This is a genomic window from Acinetobacter sp. BSP-28 (genome assembly GCF_044130285.1).
Lineage (GTDB): Bacteria > Pseudomonadota > Gammaproteobacteria > Pseudomonadales > Moraxellaceae > Acinetobacter.
Map to the genome: position 1 here is coordinate 59,493 of NZ_JBIQOB010000014.1, position 24,285 is coordinate 83,777.

Sequence of the window (24,285 nt, forward strand, 5' to 3'; positions counted from 1 at the left end):
TAGTCACAATATGAGGGATAATTGCCGAAAATGCAAAATATTCCCAATTAAATAACAGATATTTTTTATATAAGCATTGTGAATTCAGGACATGTTCAAGATAAGCCTGTACATAAAAAAAGGCGCATGATGCGCCTTTTTTCGGTCAGCTAAGCTTAGCCTTGTTGACGAGCTTGTTGCTCTTTCAATAAGTCTTCATAGCTTACTTTTTTGTCAGTCACTTTAGCAGATGCCAAGATGTGATCAACCACTTGATCTTCTAACACAACAGCTTCGATTTGAGCACGTTGCTGTTTGTCATTTTTGAAGTATTCAATCACTTCAGTTGGGTCTTCGTAAGAAGAAGCCATGTCTTCGATGTAAGCTTCAACGCGAGCAGCATCAACTTCAATTTTAGCGTCCGCTAAAACTTTGCTTACCAATACGCCAAGTTTTACAGATTTTTCAGCTTGTTCTTTGAACAACTCATCTGGAAGCATGCTGCTGTCAAATGCTTTCGCACCTTGAGCACCAAACTGTTGAGTGAACTGTTGAATCATTTGTTGACGTTGACGGTCAATTTCTTGAGACAACATAGAAGCAGGAACGTCAACTTCGTTTGCAGCTACAAGTGCATCGAAAGTTGCGCCTTTCACTTGGTTACGAAGACCGTTTTTCACTTCACGTTCCATGTTTTTACGAACGTCAGCTTTTAATTTTTCAACGCCTTCTTCTTCAGTTAGACCGAAGATTTTCAAGAATTCAGCATCAACTTCTGGAAGTTTTTGTTTTTCAACTAGCTTCACAGTGATTTTGAATTGAGCAGCTTTACCAGCAAGGTTTTCAGCCTGGTAGTCTTCAGGGAAAGTAACATCAATTACTTTCTCTTCGCCTTTCTTCATACCAACGATACCGTCTTCGAAGCCAGGAATCATACGACCAGAACCTAGAACCAGTTTAAAGTCTTCAGCAGCACCGCCTTCAAATTTTTCACCGTCTACAGTACCTTCGAAATCGAAAGTTACTTGCATGTCTTTTTTAGCCATGCCTTTCGTTTCAGTCCAAGAAGCACGTTGCTTTTGAAGGTTCTCGATCATTTGATCAACGTCTTTGTCGTTCACTTCAGTTGCTTTACGTTCAACTTCTAGACCGTCAAATTTAACTTCAACTTCTGGATAAACTTCTACAGTTGCTTCATAAACAAGAGCGTCTTCTTTGTTTTCAACTTTTTCAATGTTTGGCATGCCAACTGCATTGATTTTCTCTTGTTGAATCGCTTCGAATACTGTGTCACGAATTACATCGTTCACAACTTCTTGATAAATGCTTGCGCCATATTCACGACGTACAACATTTAAAGGCACTTTACCTGGACGGAAGCCGTTGATCTTCACAGTTTTAGCAGTGCGTTTTAAACGGGCTTCAAATTGCTCGTTCACACGGCTCGTCGGTACAGATACATTTAAACGACGGGCAACGCCCGAAACCGCTTCAGAAGTTACTTGCATGGCTTCCTCGATATAGAAATAGTAATTGCAATTTTTTAAAGTGCCATATTATATGACAACATTGGAAGATATACAAAGCAGGATGAATTAACCACTATTTTTGTGTTGTTCTGCGATTAAATTTAAATTTTATGTAAAAAAATCCCCTCTTTTTATTCCTTTTTAACACTTTTGTATATTTTTTATTGCAAATAATAATCTTTATCATTATTATTAGCGTGTTTGTTTTTATCTTATTTATTTTCAGTTATTTATCTCGTCCATCTTTGGAATTCTATTTTATGAGTCAGTTCAATCTACGCCCGCTTGGCCTTGCTATTCTAGGAATTACCTCCTCTTCCGTTTTTGCAAATACTGAAACAGAATCTGCTCCCCATCAGCTTTCAACTCTTGTGGTATCGGCTGCAGGCTATGAACAAAAACTAAAAGATGCGCCTGCATCGATTACAGTCATCACCGCAGAAGATTTGAAAAATAAAAGAATTACTTCTATTGCAGATGCTTTAGTGGATGTGGAAGGTGTAGATATTAGTCCAACAGCGGGTAAAACTGGTGGTTTAAACATTCGTATTCGCGGAATGGACTCAGAATACACCTTAGTATTAATTGATGGCCGCAGACAAAATAGTACTGGCGATATTGCACCCAATGGATTTGGTGAATCTAACAATAGTTTTATTCCCCCCGTTTCCGCAATCGAGAGGATTGAAGTGATTCGTGGTCCTGCATCTACGCTTTATGGTTCTGATGCGATTGGCGGTGTAGTCAATATTATTACTAAAAAGGTTTCACCTGAATGGACGGGTGCGGTAACACTTGAAGGTACACTTAACCCTAATTCCTCTGACTTTGGTAATCAGCGCGCTGTAGATGCATATGTCACCGGTCCCCTGATTCAGAATTTACTGGGTATTCAGCTACGTGGTCGTAAAGCAGAACGGGATCAATCGCACTTAATCCCAGATGCCAATTCAGATACCGAATTAACTCAAGGAAATAGCCCGACAAAGTCTGATTTGGAAACTATTGGGATTCGCCTTACTTTAACCCCTACCGATCATCATGATATTTCTGCAGAATATGAACAGACCGAACAGTGGTATGACAACAGTAATGGTCAGCTCGGTACTCTAGGTGCAAATGGCGGTTACAACTCTTCGCAAGAATATAATCGTGAAAAAATGATTCTTGCACATACCTGGAGAACCAATGTTGGGACTTTGGACTCAAGTATCAGTAATACACAAACGGAAACGGTTGGCCGATTAATTCCTTCCCGTGCACAAGGTCTATCACAAGCCGTGACACCGCGACTGCTAGAAAGTGAAGACACCATTTTTGATAGCAAATTTACCACGCAACATTTCAATGGACACAATATTACCCTGGGTGGTCAATGGTGGGATGCCAGCATTAAAGATGGTTTACGTGTTAATAAAGAAGTGTCATTTGATCAACTGGGTTTATTTGCTGAAGATACCTGGTCACTTACAGACAGCTTGGCTTTAACTCTCGGTTTACGTTTTGATGATCACAGCACATTTGGCGATTTTTGGACGCCACGCGCTTATTTGGTCTGGAATACAAATGATAACTGGACCTTTAAAGGTGGCTATTCTGAAGGTTATAAAGCACCTCGTTTAGAGCGACTCACCAATGGCATTTACAATGTAGGCGGTCAAGGTCGTAACCCTGTTTTTGGTAATCCTGATTTAAAACCTGAAACCAGTAATAACTTTGAAATTGGGACTTATTTTAATAACAATTCTAATTTTGATGCCAATATCACGGCCTTTTATAGTCAGATTGAAGACAAAATCGTTACAGGTAATGTTGAACAAAGATGTAACACCAATACCAGTAAAGCTGCTTGTGAAGAGTTTATGGCATCCATTGGTACACCTTGGATCATGGATTATTATCAGAGCCGAGGACAAATACTTCCCGATTCATGGAACGTTGCCCGTCCTACCAATGCCGAAAAAGCGGAAGTCTATGGAATCGAAACAGGCTTTAACTGGGAATTTATACCAGCTTGGAAATTAGGTGTTAATTACACCTGGACCGAAACTGAAATTAAGGACTCTAAACTCGGTAACCCACCTCTGAATGATACTCCTAAGCACATTGTAAATGCCTCATTAAAATGGCAAGCCGATGACAATATTCAGTTATGGGCACGAGGTGAATACCGTAGCGAGCGCGCACGCTTCACCTCAACTTATGAGAACTTAACTGCTGCAAATCAAAAAGTTTATGATGTCTTAGGTGATTTTAAAAGTTATGCATTGCTGCATGTTGGTTCCAACTTTACCGTAAATGACAACTGGGACCTTGGTGTTGCCTTATATAATGTATTTGATAAAGACTTTAATGACCATGAACTGATTGATGCAAGTTATTACAACCGTTATAGCAACACCCAAGAAGGCCGTCGTGTTCAGTTAAGCACCACCTTTAAGTTCTAATATTTAAAATCCCCATTAAAAACCCTACTTATGCAGGGTTTTTCTATATTAAAATAAAATCAAATACTTAATTACAAAGTGTTACATTATTTCATTTAATATCCCGTTTTAGTTCATCTTAAGAATCGTCAATTCCAATCTAACTTAATAGTGATAAAAAATAAGAATCATTATTATTCTCATACATTTTCACAGTATCCTTTTTGAGTTCAAAATGGCCTTCATTAAAACACGAAAAAAAATCGTATCTTCTGCGATTGTGTCTTCACTTTCAGTGATGGCAGCGAATGCAATTGCACAAGATCAAGTTTCTCAACTTGAAACTATTCATTCTCAAGCAGAAGCTGAACAAGGTCTAAAAGTAGATAAATCTGCCAGCTCCAAGTTCGTTGCTCCTTTGCTTGATACGCCTAAATCAGTTTCTGTAATTTCAAAGCAATTGATTGAAGATACTCAAGTTACAACTTTAAGCGATGCTTTGCGTACAGTACCCGGTATTACTTTAGGGGCCGGTGAAGGTGGTAACCCGAATGGCGACCGTCCATTTATTCGTGGTTATAACTCTGAAAGTTCGATGTATGTGGATGGCGTGCGCAACGCGACTTCACAAAACCGTGAAATGTTTGCAGTAGAACAGGTTGAGGTAACTAAAGGTTCTGCATCTGCGATGGGCGGTGCAGGTACGACTGGTGGTAGCATCAACATGATTTCTAAAGTTGCGAAAAAAGGTGACTCATTAGAAGGTTCTATTGGTGCAGGTACCGATAATTACCAACGTATTACTTTAGACGGTAACAAAGATTTTGGTAATGGTATTGCGGCTCGTGTTGCGGTAATGGGCCACCACAATGAAAAAGCCGGCCAAGCTGATGGTACTGAATACAAACGTGCCGGTATTGCGCCAAGTATTACTTTTGGCCTGGATACTGCTACTCGTGCGACTTTAAGCTATTACTACTTAAAAACAGATGATACCCCTGATTCAGGCGTACCATACAATAACCCAACTGGATATTCCCAATATTCAGGAAAACCAATTGATGTCAAACAAGGCATTTACTACGGCTGGGAAGACCGTGATTTCCAAAAACAAGAAAACCAAATCGGAACAATCAAGTTAGAACATGACCTGACTGACAATCTAACCATTTCAAATACAGCTGTTTATAACAACTCTAAAAATGATTATCTGTGGACCAACCCAGATGATTCTCAAGGGAACATTTATAAAACCGGTAATGTATGGGCACGTGTAAACTCTCGTGTTGCCGATACAGATACCTTTACCGACCAATTAGCATTAACCGGTAAATTCAATACTGGTGCGCTCAAGCATAGTTTTAACTTAGGTGCTGAATATTCAGATCAAGAAACTGACCGTACCCAATATATTATTGATGGCTTATCTGCCACAGGTTCAGCGCATAACAAATGCACCCCTGCCGATATTGCTTCTGGCTGGTGTACGTCTGTTCAAAATCCTAATCGTGGGCCATGGACTGGAAGTATCAGTACTGAAGGTGCAGACCAATACAATACACAAACCAAATCTACTTCTGTTTACTTCTTAGACAGCATTGAATTCAATCCACAATGGATTTTAGATTTGGGCGTGCGTTGGGATAAGTTTGATACAGAGCAAACCATGACCTATGGCGCACTAAATAGTGCTGTGACTGCAACAACCCCTACAGCTCAAGCTGGCGACCAAGTAACAACAGAAAGTGATACTGACTTCTTTACTTATCAAGCAGGCCTTACTTTTAAACCTGTAGAAAATGCTTCAATCTATGCCAGCTATGCAACATCTGCAAACCCTGTTGGTGTAGATGCTGGTGACGGTTCTGAAGGCATTGGTGCAAATTATAGCAACTTGGATCCTGAAGAAAGCCAAACTTTCGAAATTGGTACCAAATGGGATCTTTTACAAGATCGCTTGAATTTAACTGCCGCTATTTTCCGTACTGAAAAGCAAAATGCTCGTATTCAGTTGAGTCCTACTACTTATAGCAATATCGGTGAGAGCAAAGTTGACGGTATTGAGCTTGGCTTGAACGGTAAAATTACCGATAAATGGGATATCAGCGCAGGCTATACCTATTTAGACAGTGAGGCGACTAAGAATGGCGTAAGCTGTCGCGGTACAACCTGTACTGACCAAACTGTATTTAACGGCAACCAAATGCCTAACGTTCCTAAAAACAGCGCTACACTTTGGACAACATATCAGGTTCTTCCACAACTTCAACTTGGTGCTGGTGCAACCGCTATGGACAAGGTCTATGGCGACTTAGCTAATACCAAATATGTTCCAGGTTATGTGCGTTATGACGCAATGGCACGTTACAACGTAAACGAAAACATTGACCTTCAATTGAACGTCAATAACCTGTCTGATGAACGCTATTTCACTAAAGCATATGCATCTCACTATGCAACTGAAGCAGAAGGTCGTAGCGCAGTATTGTCACTAAACTTCAAATACTAAAATCCATTTCAAAATCCCATAATTTATTTATGGGATTTGAGTTTAAATAGCCTCATAATGAGGCTATTTTTATAGCTACAAGATTTCATTCTTCCAAAGGTGTATTGCCGTGATCCATCATATTCCTAATGTCCTCACTAAAGAACAAGTTCAATATTTCCGTGAAGAAATGAATAAAATTGAATGGGTCAATGGTAAAGTCACTGCGGGTACACTTTCTGCCACCGTTAAAAAAAATCAACAACTGCCCGAAGATCTGCCGCTGACTCAGCACTTAGGCACGATTATTTTAGAGTCTTTGGGGCAGCATCCCTTATTTTTATCTGCAGCCATTCCTTTAGACATCATTCCCCCATTGTTTAACCGTTATGAAAACAATGAAGCCTTTGGTTTCCATGTCGACAATTCCATCCGTCGTATCCGTGGCACCAACGAGCGCTTACGAACAGATTTGTCTTGTACGGTTTTTTTGAGTGAACCAGAAGAATATGAAGGTGGTGATTTAGTCGTAGAAGACACTTATGGTTACCATGAAGTTAAGCTTCCTGCAGGCGATATGATCCTCTACCCGTCAACCAGTGTGCATGAAGTCACTCCAGTGACTTCGGGTTGCCGTTTCGCTTCATTTTTTTGGGTACAAAGCATGGTTCGTGATGATGCAGAACGCCACATGCTGTTTAATCTAGATCAGTCGATTCAAAACCTGCGCATGCAGCTGGGTGATCAACATGATGAAGTGATTAAACTGACCAGTCTTTATCATAATTTAATGCGTAAATGGGCCGAACTCTAATTTTCTAACCTAATAAAATACAAAAGGCTGCTGAAACTTTATATCAGTCAGCCTAATCAATTACTTACAAGTATTTTAATTTTTAATAATTTTATCTTTTAGTCAAATTCAACTTCAACACTATCGTTTTTCTCTTTTAGTATGATTGTTTTATCTAATTAATAATCTTGAATTAAACAATATTTCCATCCATTTTATTGAACATCCAACAATTATCACTATTGTTAATGATAATAATTATCATTAAAATTCGCATCATTGTTACACACCCTAACAATATCTCCACTTTTAGTTCCAGATTGCTGACCTCAAAAGTTGCAAAACAGTAGTGGACTTCTGTCAAATACAAAACTAGGGATAACCGACCATGGCACAAATCAAAAGCCGCAAGCACAACAGAAACGCTCAACTGGTTGCATTAGCTGCATCTTTCCCCCTCATGACTCATGCAGCAACGAGTAATAATGGTGTAACCCAACTCCCAACCATTACCGTGGAATCTAAAGCGGAAAATAAATATAAAGCCGAGACTGTCAGTTCCCCAAAATATACTCAGCCGCTGGTCGATACCCCTCAAACCATTTCAGTCATTAAAAAAGAATTATTAAAAGAACAAGGTGCAACCTCGTTGGTTGAAGCCTTGAGAAACACACCGGGAATTACCCTACAATTGGGTGAAAATGGCAATACCAGTGCCGGCGATGCATTTCAAATGCGCGGTTTTTCTACTCAAACTTCTACCTATGTCGATGGTATCCGCGATTTGGGTGCAGTAACCCGTGATGTCTTTAACCTGGAACAGATTGAAGTGGTCAAAGGTCCTTCTGGTGCGGAAGCCGGTCGTGGTGCTGCATCAGGTTATATCAACCTGGCCAGCAAACTGCCGCAGACTGAAAATAGCCGTGAAGTTTCTGCCACTTACAATACTGCAGAGCATGCACGTCTCGCTGCTGATATTAATCAGGTGATTAATGATGGCGTGGCGGTTCGTTTAAATGCCATGGGTCAAGACGGCGGTGTTGAAGGACGCGATTTTATTGAAAATAACAGCTGGGCCATAGCACCCTCCATTGCCTTTGGCCTGGATAGCGATACGCGCCTGTATCTGTATTCACAGCATATTCGTCAACGTAATATTCCAGATGGCGGTATTCCGACCATAGGCATGAAAGGTTTTTACAATGCGGATTCTGCTTTAGGTTCAGCACCTAAAGTCAACCGTGAAAATTATTATGGTCACGTCAATGACCATGAAGATGTCGATGCAGACATGTACACGGCAAAAATTGAAAGTGATCTGGCTGAAAACGTCAAACTGACCAACATCACCCGTTTGGGTAAAACCAGTATGAACCGTGTTTTAACCGGGATAAATACCGGTTCAGCCGGTTTAAGAACCAATGGTTCAAATGATCCGAAAGATTGGGAAGTTAACCGCTCACGTCAGGGTGTCGATCAGGAAAATAAGATTCTTGCTAACCAGAGTACCTTGAACCTGAATTTAAAAACCGGTGCAATTGAGCATGATGTGGTCGCAGGATTGGAGTTCTTAAAAGAACAACAACATACAAAAACTTTAGCCACACAAATGCCGGGGCAAGCTACGGTAGCAACGTCTTGGGCCAATCTTTATGATCCAGATCGCAATGAAGCAATGCCTGGACTGATGTACAACGGTGGCTATACTCATGGTGAAACCAATACTGCTGCAGCCTATCTATTCGATACGCTTAAATTTGGTGAGCGCTTCCAGCTGAATGGTGGAGTACGGGTTGACTATTATGACACTGAATATGATGCTTTGACGCTGCCATCAGGTAGCAGCAGCTTGGTTCCTACAAGTTTTGGTGCGAATGACACCTTGATCAGCTGGAAACTGGGAGGCTTGTTTAAACCTACAGCTAAAAGTAGCGTATATGCTTCTTATGCCAAATCCCTGACGCCTCCGGGAAGTGCCAACTTTAGCCTTTCAGCAACCGGAATTAATAGCGCTGCTGCCAAACCGCAAGAAACCCATCACTATGAAATTGGCACAAAGTGGGATCTGCTCAATGATCAACTGGCTGTAAACGCTGCTGCGTATTACACTGAAAATGAAAACCAGTTTACCCAAGATGCGATTACCCAAGAATCCATTCAGCAAGGTAAAACCAACGTCAAAGGTGTAGAACTTAGTGCTGTAGGTAAAATCACGGATGCATGGAATGTGTCTGCCAGTGTTGCCCATATGAAAACTGAACAAGAAGACCAGCTCAGCGTGAATGCAACCACAGGAGCAATTACCCGAACCAACAATGTTCGCTGGTCTCCAGAATGGACTGCAAGCTTATGGTCTACATATGATGTTGCTGGCTTTAAACTTGGTCTAGGCGCACGCTATGTAGACGAACAAAAACGTGTGATTACCGACAGTACTACAGCGGCGAATATGCCAAACATTCCAGACTATGTGGTGTTTGATGCCATGGCAGGTTATACCCTCAATAAAAATGCTTCTGTGAACCTGAATGTATATAACCTGGCAGACAAGGAATACATCAGCACCCTAAACAATGGTGGCGGTCGTGTGATATTAGGACAACCCCGTTCAGCAGCTTTAACCTTTAATTATAAGTTTTAAGTAATTCGCTAAGTCTCAGCAGATTTAGTATAAATGTGTAGTGTGTTAGAAGCCTGAGTCTGTTGACACTTCTTCTATGAAGTAAAAACAGCCCGCCTAATGCACTACATTATTTATTTTTGAGTCCAATTAACTCTAGGGATGCAGATCAAGCTGATGATGTTACATATTCCTGAAATTCTAACGAAACAGCAGGTTGCTGAATTACGTCAACAACTGGATGCAAGTCAGGCCTGGATTCAGGGTCAGCAAAGTGCCGGCTTTCAGGCACAAAAAATAAAAAATAATTTGCAAATTGATAGCAACAGCATTGCTTATCAATCCTTTGCAGCCAAAATTCTTCAGGCATTACAACAAAACATTCTGCTCAAATCGGCGGCATTACCCAAACATATCCTGCCCCCATTATTTAACTGCTATCAAGATCAGGGGCATTATGGCAATCATGTCGACAATGCCGTGCAATATTCCAAAAGTATCCAACAAGTCATTCGTACCGACGTTTCCATCACCGTGTTTTTATCTGAACCTGATGAATATGAAGGCGGTGAACTGATTGTTGAAGATAATTATGGCAGTCATGAAGTCAAGCTCGATGCGGGCGATGCCATACTCTATCCGGCCACCAGTTTACATCGGGTCGAACCGGTGACCCAAGGCAAGCGGATTGCTGCATGCACCTGGATACAGAGCATGGTCAAAGATGACTGGCAGCGCAGCATGCTGTTTAACCTCGACATGAACATTATTAAATTACGCCAGCAGATTGGTGATAGCGAAGAAATTCTAGGTTTGACCAGTCACTACCATAACTTATTGCGCCAATGGGGAGATCTATGAAAGCCGTTGTTCCCCTTGCTCCCCTCTCGCAGATTCCGGCTTATTTACAAACCATTGCCGATTATGAAATTGAAGCACAAAAGCATCTTTCCGACATGGTATGGCAGTACTTGCAAGGCGGCTCCATGGATGAAGTCAGCGTTCGCGATAATCTGGATCAATTTCAACAGATTCACTTAATGCCGCGCATGTTGCAGGACCTGACCCAAGGTAATACTACTTGCGAGCTGTTTGGGCAACAATATCCGCACCCGATTTTTCTGGCCCCGATTGGACACCAGCAACAGTTCCATCCTGAAGCTGAAGCAGCAACGGCGCTGGCAGCAGAAGTGCTCGGCAGCAATATGGTACTCAGTACCTTTAGCAATACCGATATGCGTAGCCTAAAACAGGAAAATCCCTACAAATGGTTTCAGCTGTACTGGCAAAGTGACCGGGAAAAATCGCTTGCTTTGGTAAAACTGGCGGAGCAGCAAAATTTTAAGGCCCTAGTGATTACCGTGGATTCACCGCATACCGGCATCCGTGACCGTGAAAGACGGGTATTTTTCCATTTACCGGAAGGCATGCAGCATCCGCATACACCGGCGCATATTCCCTTGCCTGAACTGCATGAGGGGGATCATCCCGTATTTAATGGTTTAATGAAAATTGCCCCGACTTGGGATGATATTGCCTGGATGGTTCAGCAGACATCATTACCGGTCATTTTAAAAGGTATCGTCAATCCGCATGATGCCCTGCTGGCCATTCAGTACGGCGTCCAAGGTCTGATTGTGTCTAATCATGGCGGTCGTGTTTTAGACACCTGCATTCCCCCACTTACTGCATTACAACTGATTAAAAAAGTGGTACCGGTAGATTTTCCTCTGCTATACGATGGCGGGATTCGCCGTGGTTCAGATGTATTTAAAGCGATTGCGCTAGGCGCTTCAGCGGTTTTCATCGGTCGTCCTTATATATATGGTCTGGCAACTGCGGGGGCACTCGGCGTGGCACATGTGATTAAAATACTGAAGGAAGAATTTGAAATTACCATGGCGTTAATGGGAACTGCCACGCTAAAAGACATCAACAGTGATTATATTTTCCAAAAAAGATAGAATTACTGAAAAATATTTTCTTAATTCATTCTATGAATGCAAAAATAGAAAAATATTTTCGGAATAAGTGGATTAATATTAAGTTATAGATTTACAAGAACTGCAGTAAAACTAACTTATAAGAAAGCATTGGTTTTATTACAACTTTCGACTAATGTCTTTCAGTGTCAGACTTGTAAATTGCTAGAATAGACACAATCTATATCGGTAGTAGGTTGCCGTTATCCACGACCTTAAGCAACCGGTGCTACACAAGGAGTTACCTCATGATGTTGGCTGATCCAAGTAAAAAATATCGTCGCATGTACCAACGTGTAGACTTGCCTGACCGTCAATGGCCAAATAACGAAATTACCAAAGCGCCAATGTGGATGAGCACCGACCTTCGTGACGGTAACCAAGCCATTTTTGAACCGATGGATATGGATCAAAAATTCAAAATGTTCCAGATGTTGGTGAAAATCGGTTTCAAACATATTGAAATCGGTTTCCCTTCTGCATCGCAAATTGACTTTGACTTCACCCGTAAATTGATTGAAGAAGGTCATATTCCAGATGACGTTTACATCGAAGTATTGGTTCAGGCGCGTGATCATTTGATTCAGCGTACTTTCGAATCTTTGGTCGGTGCAAAACGTGCCATCGTGCATATCTACAACTCCAACTCTCCAACTTTCCGTCAAAAAGTCTTGAACGTAGATGTGGAAGGTGCACGTCAGTTAGCCATCAATGCTGCGCAAAAAGTGAAACAATACGCAGCACAATATCCTGAAACTGAGTTTATTTTTCAGTACAGCCCAGAATGTTTCTCTGCGACTGAATTAGAAGTGGCAAAAGCGGCCTGTGATGCAGTGACCGAAGTTTGGGAAGCATCTCCTGAAAACAAAGTGATTTTAAACTTGCCAGCTACTGTGGAAGTGTCGACACCAAACGTCTATGCCGATCAAGTAGAATGGATGCACCGTAATATTGAACGTCGTGATGGCGTGATCATTTCTGTACACTGTCACAATGACCGTGGCTGTGGTATCGCTGCGTCTGAGTTAGCCATTATGGCCGGTGCAGACCGCGTTGAAGGTTGTGTGTTTGGTAATGGTGAACGTACCGGTAACGTTGACGTTGCGGCAATTGCCTTGAACATGTATACCCAGGGTGTTGCACCGAACTTGGATTTCTCTAACATCAACGAAATTATTGCTACAGTTGAAGAATGTACTGGCTTACCAGTGCACCCTCGCCATCCATATGCAGGCGACTTGGTGTTCACTGCATTCTCTGGTTCACATCAGGATGCCATCAAGAAAGGTTTTGAATACCAGAAAAACGAAGAAATCTGGGATATGCCTTACTTGCCAATCGACCCTAAAGACTTGGGTCGTGACTATGACGCAGTGATTCGTGTCAACTCACAGTCAGGTAAAGGCGGTATTTCTTACTTGTTGGAATCTAACTACAACGTGGTATTGCCACGCCGCTTGCAAATTGAATTCTCGCAAGTGGTGCAACAAGTGACGGATGAACAGGCGAAAGAAATTTCGGCACAAGATATTTGGGCATTGTTCAAAGACACGTATGTTGCAGTGAAAGATGCGCATTATTCTACCAAAAACTACAAATTGTCGGATGAAAATGGCAACCAGGTGATTGAACTTGATGTTGTAGTAGATGGTGAAACCCAACACTTGCGTGGTGAAGGCAACGGTCCGATCTCGGCAATCTTGAATGCATTACAGTTACCAATTGACGTGTTGAACTATGAAGAACGTAGTATTAGCTCGGGCGCTCATGCCAAAGCCTTGGCTTTGATTGAGCTTCAAGTGAAAGGTACGGGTAAATCTGCATTCGGTGCCGGTGTACATGACAACATCGTGACTGCATCTATCGAAGCAATTATTGCCTGCACCAACCGCTTGATTGAGCAAGGTGTATTAAGTACCGATCAGGTAATTGCTGCTGCCGTATAAGCTTTATCAAATAAAAAACTTTAGAAAGGATACCCTCAAGTGGTATCCTTTTGTCATTCATTCTAAAGATTTAAGGCGAAAATTTCCTGTGTCTTTTCCAGCTGACTCAGTGGGCCTAGTTACCCCGCAAAAGTTTATTTTCGAAGAGCCGTTAGAGCTCGAGTGTGATCGAATCCTTCCACGTTTTGAGCTCATGGTCGAAACTTATGGCGAACTCAATGCCGACAAATCCAATGCGATCCTGATTTGTCATGCCTTGTCTGGCCATCACCATGCAGCAGGTTATCATCATGAAGATGACAAAAAACCGGGTTGGTGGGATGCATGCATTGGACCAGGTAAAGCCATTGATACCTCTAAATTCTTTGTGGTCGCACTGAATAATATTGGGGGTTGCAGCGGTTCAACCGGCCCGATCTCACCGAACCCGGAAAATGACAATCGTCCTTATGGTCCGGATTTTCCGCTCGTCACCGTGCGTGACTGGGTCAAAACCCAGGCCCTGCTCTCTGACCGTATGGGCATTGATGTCTGGTATGCCGTTATTGGCGGCTCTCTGGGTGGCATGCAGGCTTTGCAATGGTCGGTCGATTACCCTGATCGTTTAAAAAAATGTGTGATTATTGCCAGTGCTCCAAAACTGTCGGCACAAAATATTGCCTTTAACGAAGTGGCGCGTCAGTCGATTTTGTCTGATCCGGACTTCCATAATGGCCGTTATCTGGAAAATGACAGCTATCCGAAACGCGGGCTGATTTTGGCACGTATGGTCGGTCATATTACCTATCTGTCTGAAGAAGCCATGAAACAGAAATTTGGCCGTGACTTGAAGTCAGGCAAATTTATGTATGGTTTTGACGTTGAATTCCAGGTGGAAAGCTATTTGCGTTATCAAGGTGAACAGTTCAGCCGTAACTTTGATGCCAACACTTACCTGATTATGACCAAGGCACTGGACTACTTTGACCCATCCCGTGAGTACGAGCAGTCATTGAAAAAAGCCATGGCAAATACCCAATGTAAATTCCTGGTGGTTTCATTTACCACAGATTGGCGTTTCACACCGCAGCGCTCACAAGAAATTGTCGATGCACTGATTAGCAACCATAAACCTGTCAGCTACTTAGATATTGATGCAGAACAGGGACATGATTCATTCCTGTTTCCTATCCCGCTTTACGTTAAATCATTACGTGCATTTTTAGGTGGTGCAGAACACCTCGAAGCCACACCTAAGGAGACTGTGTAATGCGTATCGATCATCAACTGGCAGAAAAATGGATTAAACCCGATTCCAGCGTGCTGGATTTGGGTTGTGGCGATGGTGAACTGCTGGCCCATATGAGCAAAAAGCACAATATTCGCGCATACGGCCTAGAAATTGATCAGGAAAAGATTGCAATTGCGGTAAGTCGAGGGTTAAATATTATTCAACAAGACTTGAACCTCGGTTTAAGCCGCTTTGCAGACCAGTCCTTTGACTATGTGGTTATGGCACAGGCTTTGCAAGCTGTAGATGCACCAGACGTATTATTGCGTGATATGGTGCGTGTGGGGAAACAGGCGATTATCACCTTTCCTAACTTTGCCCATTGGAAGACCCGTTCTTTCTTGGCATTAAAAGGAATGATGCCGGTTTCTGAAGCTTTACCGTATATGTGGTATAACACTCCAAATATTCATTTATGTACTTTCCGTGATTTTGAAGCACTTTGTGCCGAAAATGATATCCGGATTATTAATCGACTCGCCGTAAATGGGGATCAGCAAGGTAGTTTACTCAGTAAACATATCCCGAATCTGTTTGGTGAAGTCGCTATTTATCGAGTGAGCGCACTATGAAAAAAATATTATTAAGCACACTATTGGTTGGACTGTTTAGCATTCAAGCCCACGCAGAATATGTTGCACCGGCAGCTTCAATTTCTAGCCAAGCTGCGCAATATTCTGTTATGGATATCAATAACTTGACAAAATATGCCAAAGCCGGTCAGGCAGCTGCACAATTTTATCTCGGCACTAAATATCAACAAGGTAAAGATGTTCAAAAGAATGAGCAGCAAGCTTTTTCCTGGTACAAAGCCGCTGCCGATCAAGGTCTGACTGCTGCACAATTGAATGTCGGTCGTATGCTGGCTGATGGCATTGGCACAAAAAAAGACGAAGCTTTAGCACGTAAATATTTTGAAAAAGCAGCCAGTCATGGTGATAACCGTGCCAGCTTTAACCTGGCCATGATGGAAGAGCAAAAGAAAAACTATGTCGGCGCTTACCAATGGTATGAACTGTCTACCCGTGATGGCATGCTCGACAACAAAGTCATTTCACTGTCTGAAGGCAAGAAAACCGCTTTGGCTGCCAACTTGAGCCAAGAACAGATTCGTCAAGCGCGTGACCGTGCGGACAAATGGATTCAGGCCCAATAATATTGAGCTGATTCTATACAGCACCTTCGGGTGCTTTTTTATGTAATCTCCGATTCAATATGAATCATTTTAATAAAACGCAAACCGCTATATTCACAAATATCCGAAATACATTGAAAACCAAATTTTTGATAGATGGGCACAGCATAGCAACTCGAATTGACACTAAATTGTGGCCTATTCCCAAATTCAAATTGCTGTAACAGATGATTCCATAACATTCGCCCAATCCCCTGCCCCTGATAAGCTCGATCTACAAAAAAATGGAGGATGTGCGCTGGTTCTCTATAAGCAATCACTGCAATCAGTCTGTCAGCTCTTTCATAAACAAAATAATGAACTGCTGCTTGTTGCAATAAATCTTCTAAAGCAGCCCGACTAAATTTCTTCTCGCCTTCTGCATTCATTGCAAAATCAGCAATATAAGGTTGAATCAGCTGCTGTATCTCTGCACCATCTTTTAATTTGGCTACTCTAATCATGATTTTTCCTGCATTTATTATTATTTGATTAAAACTGACAATAAGCCTTGCTGATGTCAATCACAGATTAAAAATCCGTTAAACTAAGCTCATATTTATTGATACAAAGAGCTCAACAATGGCATCTCAAGATTGGTTATCTCAAGGAACTCTCGTACTTGCGAGCAATAACAAAGGAAAAATTGCCGAATTTGAAAAAATGTTTGCCGAGTTAAATCTACCTGTTGAAGTGATTCCTCAAGGCAAACTGAATATTGAAGATGCGATTGAAGATGGCTTGAGCTTTGTTGAAAATGCCATTATTAAAGCCCGTCATGCATCTAAAATTTCAGGCAAACCGGCGATTGCCGATGATTCCGGGATTTGTGTTCCTGTACTGGGCGGTGCACCAGGGATTTATTCTGCACGCTTTGCCGGTGAACATGGCAATGATGCAGCCAACAATGAAAAACTCTTGACCCGACTTAAACCGCTTCGTAAAGAAGGTGAAACTATAGAGGGCATGTTTGTCTGCGTGCTTGCCCTGGTTCAACATGCTGAAGATCCGTTGCCACAAATTTTCCAGGGCATCTGGAAAGGTGAAGTGCTAGAAGCAGCGCGCGGTGAAAACGGTTTTGGCTATGACCCACTGTTCTGGTTGCCTGAACTGGGTATTTCTAGTGCCGAAATGAGTAAAGAAGATAAAAATAAAATCAGCCATCGCGGTCAGGCGATGCAGTTGTTTAAGGCGAGTTTGGAGCAATAAGTCCACTAAATTCACAATAATGTTAGAGTGGTGTTCTCCCTCCCTTTGGGAGGGAGTTAGAGGGAGGGCAATAAAAGATGAAATATAGCTCCATAAACTCCAATCAATATCGCACTGGCCACAGTACCCGAAGCAATATATTTCGCGGAATAGCCGGTGCCCTGATAATGCGTTTCCAGTGCCACAATATTGGCAGCGGGCGGCAATAAAAAGAACATCAACATCACGGCATAGGTCAGCATTTGATGCGGAATCGGTAAAAGCAGATAAGCTGCAACACACAATAAAATAGCCAACAGCATACGGCTACTGATGAGCAACAAACTACGTTTCAAATCGCCCCAGCCAATCCTGACCTTACTGAGCCACATGCCCAAAACGCACATGCCTGCAAAAGTCACCAAAACCTTATTCAGCAGATACGCCCATTGCACGACTGGATGATGCTCCAAGGGACTGAAATCCCAGAATGACAAAACAGCAGCTGTGGTCAAAGCAATGACAGGTGGTGAAAGCAGGACATTTTTAATAATAAACTGAGTATCTTGCTGAGTTTCACTAATGGCCATCACGGCACAGATATTGCCAAATAAAGAACCGCCGATATACAAGGCCACAATGGTACTGCTGGCTTCTGGCCCAAAGACTGCCAAAGCAAAAGGAAGACCTAACCATGCACCATTCAAGTAGCTAAAACACAGGGCACGTAATTTATCTTTTTGAAAATAATAAAAAATACTGAAGAAAATGATGGAACTTAAAAAGCTGAAGCCAATCAACCATAGACTGCCTTCTTTATAGAACACCATGTTGTATATGATCAGCAGCGGAATAAAGATGCGGGCCAGTAAAGCTGCCAATAATGGCCGTATCGGCTTTAAAACATGCACACCCCAATATCCAACAAGAAAAGAAATCAAAGGAAGAATCAGTGCCATGAGAGTACAGCTTAGCGTTTTTTGTTAAAAATCCATCCTAGCACAGCTGGTATTCAAACAGACTAATGATGGACTTATTTTGCATATTCACATCCCTCTATCTTCCTGTGTCTTAAAACCGAAATAAAAGCGTCACTGCCGTGTCATAAAAGCCTGTTGAGATAAGGACAACAAAAATAGAGGAAAATAACATGGCAGGACTTTCAATTTGGCACGTACTCATTTTTGCAATTGTTGTGATTCTTCTTTTTGGTACAGCCAAACTCAAGAACTTAGGTAAAGATGTCGGTGGTGCTGTAAAAGACTTTAAAAAGTCGATTCGTGATGATGAAGCCGAGGCAGCTCAGTTAAATGAACCACGTACCTTGGAACATCAAAATAGCAATGTGACCAACTCAACCGTCAAACATTAAATCATTGGAGTTTTGCAATGCTCAATATCGGCATGACAGAGCTTTTGGTGTTTGGCATTATCGCACTCTTGGTTCTTGGACCAGAGAAACTACCTGAAGCAGCACGCTTTGCTGGCAAGTGGTATGGCAAAGTAAAACGTATGATCAGCAATGTGCAAAACGACATTGACCGTGAACTACGCATGTCTGAATTACGCGAGCAAATGCAAAATGAAATGAAACGGATTCAGGAGCTTGAACAAAAAATGCAAGCTCAGATGCAACACCTACAACAACAAAATATTCTGGCAAATGAACAACAACAAGAAATAGCCACGCTCGATAATAAAAATATCTCCCATACTTATCAGTATGTGGATCGAAAGCATCCAGTATTGTTAACAGTTAAACCTGTGAAACAAAAGTCATCCCCTGATTCGACACCTTATTTAGACCGTGTTCAAAATACATTTGAACCGATGCGGGAGGCTGTATGAAATCTGATAATTTAAGCCCTGTGGCTACGCAAAACTCTGAGCAACTGTTGCTTGAGGAAATGCCGATTACTAAACATTTGATCATCTTACGTGGTCATTTATTTAAAGTCGTGGGTTTAATTATCGTATTATTTTTTTGCTTATTGCCTTTTGCCAATCAAAGCTATCAAATGCTGTCTGAACCATTGCGGGCACAACTTCCTATTAGCTCGTCTATGATTGCAACGGATGTTACCGCAACCTTCATGGCACCTTTTAAGCTGAACTTTTTTGTGGCCCTGATGTTGGCAATGCCTTTTATCATTTATCAGCTGTGGTCTTTTGTAAAACCTGCTTTATATGAAAAAGAGAAATCACTCGCAATGCCGCTTTTGGTCGGTAGTATTGCCTTGTTTTATGCAGGTGTAGCTTTCGCATATTTCATTGCTCTACCGTCCATTCTGCACTTTTTTATCAGTGTTTCCCCTGACACTGTAGCCCCAATGACAGACATCAACAGCTATCTCAGCTTTTGTTTAAAACTGTTCTTGGTCTTTGGCTTAACTTTTGAAATTCCAATTATTACCTTAGTGCTCATTTTGATCGGCATTGTGAATACGCAACAATTGGTTGAAAAACGAAAATTCATTATTGTCGGCTGTTTCTTTGTTGCAATGTTTGTGACCCCACCCGATGCACTTTCCATGATTATGCTCGCGATACCGATGTGGCTTTTATTTGAAATTGGTCTATTTTTTGGAAAACTGATTGAACAAAAACGAGTTGCGGAAACTTAAGCTTTCCTTATTTAAAAAAGCAGGCAACTTCGCCTGCTTTTTTTTATGGTTAGAAATCTCTTAATTCATTTCATGTGTTTGACATATAAACTTCACTGCCCTGTCATATTGACTATTTACCTTGTGTGTAACTTTCTAAAAACAACCCAGTAAAGACGCTAGGAAAAATTATGACTGAGCAAATGCCTTTTAATGATGATTATGATAGTAATAATTCGGGGAACGTTGAATTTTCAGAACTATTTAACAAAAAAATTACACGTCGTGATTTGATTACAAAAACTGCTGGTGGAGCTGTTGCGCTTACCTTAGCCGCTTCTTTGACAGGCTGTGGTAGTGATGACAATAATGACTCAACATCAACAACACCAACCACCCCAGTCACACCGGACAAAAATCAAACACCTACCTCGCTACAGTTCAAAGCTGTAAACAAAAACGTGTTGGATCAAGTCACAGTTCCTGACGGCTATGAAGCACGTGTTCTATATGCCCTTGGTGACCCAATTTCTGATGGACTCGCTGAATGGGACGAAAATAACATTCCAGCAGGTGCTTCATTTATCCGTCGTTCAGGTGAATGTCACGATGGGATGACCTTCTTTGGCATGACCAATAGCCGCTTTGATGCAAACCAATCAGATTCAGGTTTGTTGGTTATGAACCATGAATATGTCGATGATAAAAAGATCCTACATCCTGCAGTCAATACAATTGATGCAGCAGTACGCTCAGAAGATGAAGCATTACGTGAAATCAACTGCCACGGCGTTTCAGTCATTGAACTGAAAAAAGACAGTAAAACTCAACTGGTAGGCATCAATAAAGCTTCAGTGTTTAACCGCCGTATCACTGCTGCATCACGTATTGAATTTGCTGGTCCAGTTAAAGGCAGTAACCTTGTCAAAACCAAATTTAGTCCAAATGGTGACTTCGGTTTAGGTACCATCAACAACTGTGGTAATGGCTATACCCCTTGGGGCACTTACTTAACCACAGAAGAAAACTTTAACCAGTATTTCTCTCGTGATGACATTGGTCGTGATGCAAATAGCATTGTAGCGTTGAATCGCTACAAAATTCCTACGGCAAGCTCATACAAATGGCATACGGTAAAAGCCACGGAAGACTCACGTACAGATGACATTAAAGACCTGAATATCCAGGATATCTATGACCGTTGGTTAACCAAAGTATCGGGTGCTGAAGCAAAAGATGACTTCCGCAATACAACGAATACCTTTGGTTGGATTGTTGAAATTGATCCTTTTAACGGCAGTCACTCTCCTGTTAAACGCACTGCACTCGGTCGTTTTGCACACGAAGACTGTCGCGCAAGCCGTGCTATTGCAGGCCAGCCACTCGCATTTTATATGGGTGATGACTCTCAGGGCGAATACATCTATAAGTTTGTTTCTGATGCCCTTTGGGATGCCAAAGATGCCACAGGTGGTTACACCGCTGGTGACAAATACATGAACAGCGGCAAACTGTATGTTGCTAAGTTTAACTTTGATACAGCTACACAAAAATCAACAGGTGAATGGGTTGAACTAAATATCAATAACCCACTTATTTCAGCTTATGCAAAATACAAGTTTGCAGATCAAGCTGATGTCTTGGTGAATACGCGCCTTGCAGCAGATGCAGTTGGAGCAACCAAGATGGACCGTCCTGAATGGGTTGCAGTCAATCCAAAAAATGGCGAAGTCTATGTGACTTTAACAAACAACAGCAGTCGTGGTACCACCCATCCACTAGACTCTGCAAACCCGCGTAACTATGCGGATGCAGATAAAGGCGGCAGCGCTAAAGGTAATATTAACGGTCACATCATCCGCTTCAAAGAAACTGGAGATGTGGTTACTGCATCGACCTTTACTTGGGACATTTTCCTATTTGGTGCTGAACAAGACTCTGTTCAAGATGTGAACCTGTCAAAACTTGGCGCAGACAATGACTTTTCAAGCCCAGATGGTATGTGGTTTGACCCACGCGGTGTGCTTTGGATTCAAACAGATGATGGCTCATATACAGATGAAACCAACTGTATGATGCTCGCAGCACTTCCAGGTCAAGTCGGTGATGGTCAAGTTAAAACTACAGCTGGTTTACCAACGCCTACAGGTGCTGAACTAGACAATACCAAACTACGTCGCTTCCTCACAGGACCTCAAGGTTGTGAAATTACCGGTGTTACCATGACACCTGACTACAAAGCCATTTTTGTTAATATTCAGCATCCAGGAAACAGCTGGCCTGCGAACCACCCATCCGCATTAAATCTAAGCAAAGCAGTATTAGGCTCTCGCCCACGCTCTGCAACATTAGTGATTACCCGTACTGACGGTAAAGAAATTGCTGGCGAATCTCTGGAACAGGTTCAAGCACCAAAAGCTTAAACTATCCTTTAAGATAAAAATGCCGACATCATGTCGGCATTTTTTTATTCATTTAAAGGTAAATGCAGCTGGATAATATTGCCTTGAGTTTCCCCTTGTTGGGATTTTTCCTGCCAAAGCCATGTATCATTTTTCATTCGTAGAAAATTGGAACAACGTGTGCCATACACCGGGCTTTGAATAAAGGTCGATGAGAGCAACTCTTCCATCTCGAAACTAATGCCAGTTTGTGGCAAAAGCTCAGGGATAATTTTCCGTTCATCTTCCAGAATATCCCACACTGCAAATTCCAGATCGGCTTCAGCTGTCTCAGCATGTTGCAGCATGGGTAAAAATTCCTGGGTAAAGCGTTTGCGTAGATGTTTGGTTTTTTCCCAATGCTCGGTCATTAAACCATTGGACACCACATAAACACCTTTGGCTAATACCTGCGGTGCTTCACCGCGGTTACTCATATAAACCGCCTGTGTTTGATCACCTAAAAATAAATTAAACCCGGCATAATCACGCTGCCGCTTTTCCAGAGCTTGAGCAAAGCGGATCGGGGTTAAATCCGATTCCAGAAAAGCCTGTATCAGATGACCGCGTGAAGTTGGATACTGTGTTTTATCGGTCGCATCCCTGAAGTTGGTCAGTACTGCCCAGCGACCTGATGCGGTAATGCCCATCCATGTGCCGCCCGACTGTAAGTCTTTTCCGGCAATAATCGGACTGTTTTCCCAGCAATGCAATGCTGAACTCGGACGTTGATAAAACTCATCCCGATTGGAAATCAGACATAAGGGAGTATCATCCAAAACCTGCCAAGCTAAAGCTACAATACACATATTTCATGCCCGTTATCTTTACACATTGAATGTACAACATTTTTCCCTGGTTTCAGCTAAAATCTGTTCAAAACAGAATCACAAGGAACAGGAATGCTGACCTATCCAAATATAGACCCGGTTGCGGTATCGCTGGGACCATTACAAGTCCACTGGTATGGACTGATGTATTTACTGGCATTTTTATTTGCCTGGGGACTGGCAACTTATAGAACCAAACAGCGTGATGGCTGGACACCGGACATGGTTTCAGACCTGATCTTCTATGGTGCCTTAGGTGTTGTGGTGGGTGGTCGAGTCGGCTATGTATTCTTTTATGGTTTTGAGCAGTTTCTTGCCAATCCGCTATGGTTATTTCAGGTCTGGACAGGAGGAATGAGCTTCCATGGCGGATTCCTGGGTGTGATGCTTGCCATGCTGTTCTGGTGTAAGAAATACAAGATGACCTGGTTTCAAACACTGGACTTTATTGCCCCTTGTGTCCCGACAGGCCTGATGTTCGGTCGTATTGGCAACTTCATTGGTGGTGAACTGTATGGCCGCCCAGTCTCTGATCCAAACTTTGCCTTAGGTATGATTTTCCCTACCGATCCATTGCAATTGGTTCGTCATCCCTCCCAGCTGTATCAGGCTTTGGCTGAAGGTTTAATCCTGTTTATTGTCTTATGGTGGTTCAGTTCCAAACCGCGTCCACGTATGGCCGTTTCTGCTTTGTTCCTGATCGGTTATGGTATTGCCCGTTTTGTAGTGGAATTCTTCCGTGAACCGGATAATGGTCAGCTGTTTATTGGCTGGATGAGTAAAGGCCAGTTCCTGACTGTACCGATGATTTTGATTGGCCTATGGATGATGTGGTATGCCTATCAAAAGAAAATCTATGATTGGGGTCCACAGAAAAATAGCTAAATTAAATCCCGTCTCCTTTTGGGAGAAGGTGAGAATGAAGGAGACAAAAATGTCTCCTTTTTTTATCTCTCGCCCTGGCTCTAAGTGCTTAAGAAAGAAATTTAAAACAATCTACAGGTAGGCTGAATCTG

20 protein-coding genes are annotated in these 24,285 nt (G+C 42.1%); 16 read left to right on the forward strand and 4 right to left on the reverse strand.

Going from position 1 to position 24,285, the window contains the following annotated elements:
- Nucleotides 1-155: 155 nt before the first annotated feature.
- Complete coding sequence (gene tig / locus ACE01R_RS11485) at nt 156-1,487, reverse strand: trigger factor (RefSeq protein ID WP_395551326.1); 1,332 nt, start codon at nt 1,485-1,487, stop codon at nt 156-158.
- A gap of 281 nt (nt 1,488-1,768) precedes the next feature.
- Between tig and ACE01R_RS11490 the strand changes: the two genes are divergently transcribed.
- The 10 genes from ACE01R_RS11490 to ACE01R_RS11535 all read left to right on the forward strand — a co-directional run bounded on the left by ACE01R_RS11490 (nt 1,769) and on the right by ACE01R_RS11535 (nt 16,189).
- Nucleotides 1,769-3,955, forward strand: coding sequence for a TonB-dependent receptor domain-containing protein (locus ACE01R_RS11490; RefSeq protein WP_395551327.1), 2,187 nt, complete (start codon nt 1,769-1,771; stop codon nt 3,953-3,955).
- A gap of 214 nt (nt 3,956-4,169) precedes the next feature.
- Nucleotides 4,170-6,443 carry a TonB-dependent receptor gene (locus ACE01R_RS11495; RefSeq protein WP_395551328.1) on the forward strand — a complete coding sequence of 758 codons (2,274 nt, stop codon included), beginning with the start codon at nt 4,170-4,172 and terminating at the stop codon, nt 6,441-6,443.
- A 109-nt stretch (nt 6,444-6,552) separates the two neighbouring features.
- Nucleotides 6,553-7,236: a Fe2+-dependent dioxygenase gene (locus tag ACE01R_RS11500; RefSeq protein ID WP_395551329.1), complete on the forward strand. Its 684-nt coding sequence runs from the start codon at nt 6,553-6,555 to the stop codon at nt 7,234-7,236.
- 367 nt (nt 7,237-7,603) lie between these two features.
- A complete protein-coding gene (locus ACE01R_RS11505) occupies nt 7,604-9,856 on the forward strand; it encodes a catecholate siderophore receptor Fiu (RefSeq protein ID WP_395551330.1) in 2,253 nt (750 codons plus the stop codon).
- A 156-nt stretch (nt 9,857-10,012) separates the two neighbouring features.
- A complete protein-coding gene (locus tag ACE01R_RS11510) occupies nt 10,013-10,696 on the forward strand; it encodes a Fe2+-dependent dioxygenase (RefSeq protein ID WP_395551331.1) in 684 nt (227 codons plus the stop codon).
- Complete coding sequence (locus tag ACE01R_RS11515; RefSeq protein ID WP_395551332.1) at nt 10,693-11,799, forward strand: alpha-hydroxy acid oxidase; 1,107 nt, start codon at nt 10,693-10,695, stop codon at nt 11,797-11,799. The genes ACE01R_RS11510 and ACE01R_RS11515 overlap by 4 nt, the downstream gene beginning before the upstream one ends.
- 266 nt (nt 11,800-12,065) lie before the next feature.
- Nucleotides 12,066-13,763, forward strand: a complete 1,698-nt coding sequence (gene leuA / locus ACE01R_RS11520; protein ID WP_395551333.1) for a 2-isopropylmalate synthase — start codon at nt 12,066-12,068, stop codon at nt 13,761-13,763.
- A gap of 88 nt (nt 13,764-13,851) precedes the next feature.
- A complete protein-coding gene (locus ACE01R_RS11525; protein ID WP_395551334.1) occupies nt 13,852-15,012 on the forward strand; it encodes a homoserine O-acetyltransferase in 1,161 nt (386 codons plus the stop codon).
- Nucleotides 15,012-15,605, forward strand: a complete 594-nt coding sequence (gene metW, locus ACE01R_RS11530) for a methionine biosynthesis protein MetW (protein WP_291355302.1) — start codon at nt 15,012-15,014, stop codon at nt 15,603-15,605. Before ACE01R_RS11525 ends, metW begins: the two co-directional genes overlap by 1 nt.
- Complete coding sequence (locus ACE01R_RS11535) at nt 15,602-16,189, forward strand: tetratricopeptide repeat protein (RefSeq protein WP_395551335.1); 588 nt, start codon at nt 15,602-15,604, stop codon at nt 16,187-16,189. Before metW ends, ACE01R_RS11535 begins: the two co-directional genes overlap by 4 nt.
- Nucleotides 16,190-16,227: 38 nt before the next feature.
- Here the strand turns inward: ACE01R_RS11535 and ACE01R_RS11540 are convergent, their stop codons facing one another.
- Nucleotides 16,228-16,671 (reverse strand): GNAT family N-acetyltransferase, encoded by a 444-nt coding sequence (locus tag ACE01R_RS11540; RefSeq protein WP_395551336.1) that lies wholly within the window; start codon nt 16,669-16,671, stop codon nt 16,228-16,230.
- Nucleotides 16,672-16,789: 118 nt separating this feature from the next.
- On the opposite strand from ACE01R_RS11540, the gene rdgB reads away from it, so the two are divergent.
- On the forward strand, nt 16,790-17,416 hold the full coding sequence (gene rdgB / locus ACE01R_RS11545) for an RdgB/HAM1 family non-canonical purine NTP pyrophosphatase (RefSeq protein ID WP_395551337.1): 627 nt from the start codon (nt 16,790-16,792) through the stop codon (nt 17,414-17,416).
- Between the two features lie 56 nt (nt 17,417-17,472).
- Here the strand turns inward: rdgB and ACE01R_RS11550 are convergent, their stop codons facing one another.
- Complete coding sequence (locus ACE01R_RS11550) at nt 17,473-18,354, reverse strand: permease (RefSeq protein ID WP_395551338.1); 882 nt, start codon at nt 18,352-18,354, stop codon at nt 17,473-17,475.
- Nucleotides 18,355-18,545: 191 nt separating this feature from the next.
- Here ACE01R_RS11550 and tatA point away from each other — a divergent pair, with 191 nt between their 5' ends.
- The 4 genes from tatA to ACE01R_RS11570 all read left to right on the forward strand — a co-directional run bounded on the left by tatA (nt 18,546) and on the right by ACE01R_RS11570 (nt 22,421).
- Nucleotides 18,546-18,767 (forward strand): twin-arginine translocase TatA/TatE family subunit, encoded by a 222-nt coding sequence (gene tatA / locus ACE01R_RS11555; protein WP_395551339.1) that lies wholly within the window; start codon nt 18,546-18,548, stop codon nt 18,765-18,767.
- Nucleotides 18,768-18,784: 17 nt separating this feature from the next.
- Complete coding sequence (gene tatB / locus ACE01R_RS11560) at nt 18,785-19,243, forward strand: Sec-independent protein translocase protein TatB (protein ID WP_395551340.1); 459 nt, start codon at nt 18,785-18,787, stop codon at nt 19,241-19,243.
- Nucleotides 19,240-20,019, forward strand: a complete 780-nt coding sequence (gene tatC / locus ACE01R_RS11565; protein ID WP_395551341.1) for a twin-arginine translocase subunit TatC — start codon at nt 19,240-19,242, stop codon at nt 20,017-20,019. Before tatB ends, tatC begins: the two co-directional genes overlap by 4 nt.
- 170 nt (nt 20,020-20,189) lie before the next feature.
- Nucleotides 20,190-22,421, forward strand: a complete 2,232-nt coding sequence (locus tag ACE01R_RS11570; protein ID WP_395551342.1) for a PhoX family protein — start codon at nt 20,190-20,192, stop codon at nt 22,419-22,421.
- Between the two features lie 44 nt (nt 22,422-22,465).
- Here the strand turns inward: ACE01R_RS11570 and ACE01R_RS11575 are convergent, their stop codons facing one another.
- Nucleotides 22,466-23,248: an NRDE family protein gene (locus ACE01R_RS11575; RefSeq protein WP_395551343.1), complete on the reverse strand. Its 783-nt coding sequence runs from the start codon at nt 23,246-23,248 to the stop codon at nt 22,466-22,468.
- A 93-nt stretch (nt 23,249-23,341) separates the two neighbouring features.
- On the opposite strand from ACE01R_RS11575, the gene lgt reads away from it, so the two are divergent.
- Nucleotides 23,342-24,154, forward strand: a complete 813-nt coding sequence (gene lgt, locus ACE01R_RS11580; RefSeq protein ID WP_395551344.1) for a prolipoprotein diacylglyceryl transferase — start codon at nt 23,342-23,344, stop codon at nt 24,152-24,154.
- Nucleotides 24,155-24,285 lie beyond the last annotated feature (131 nt).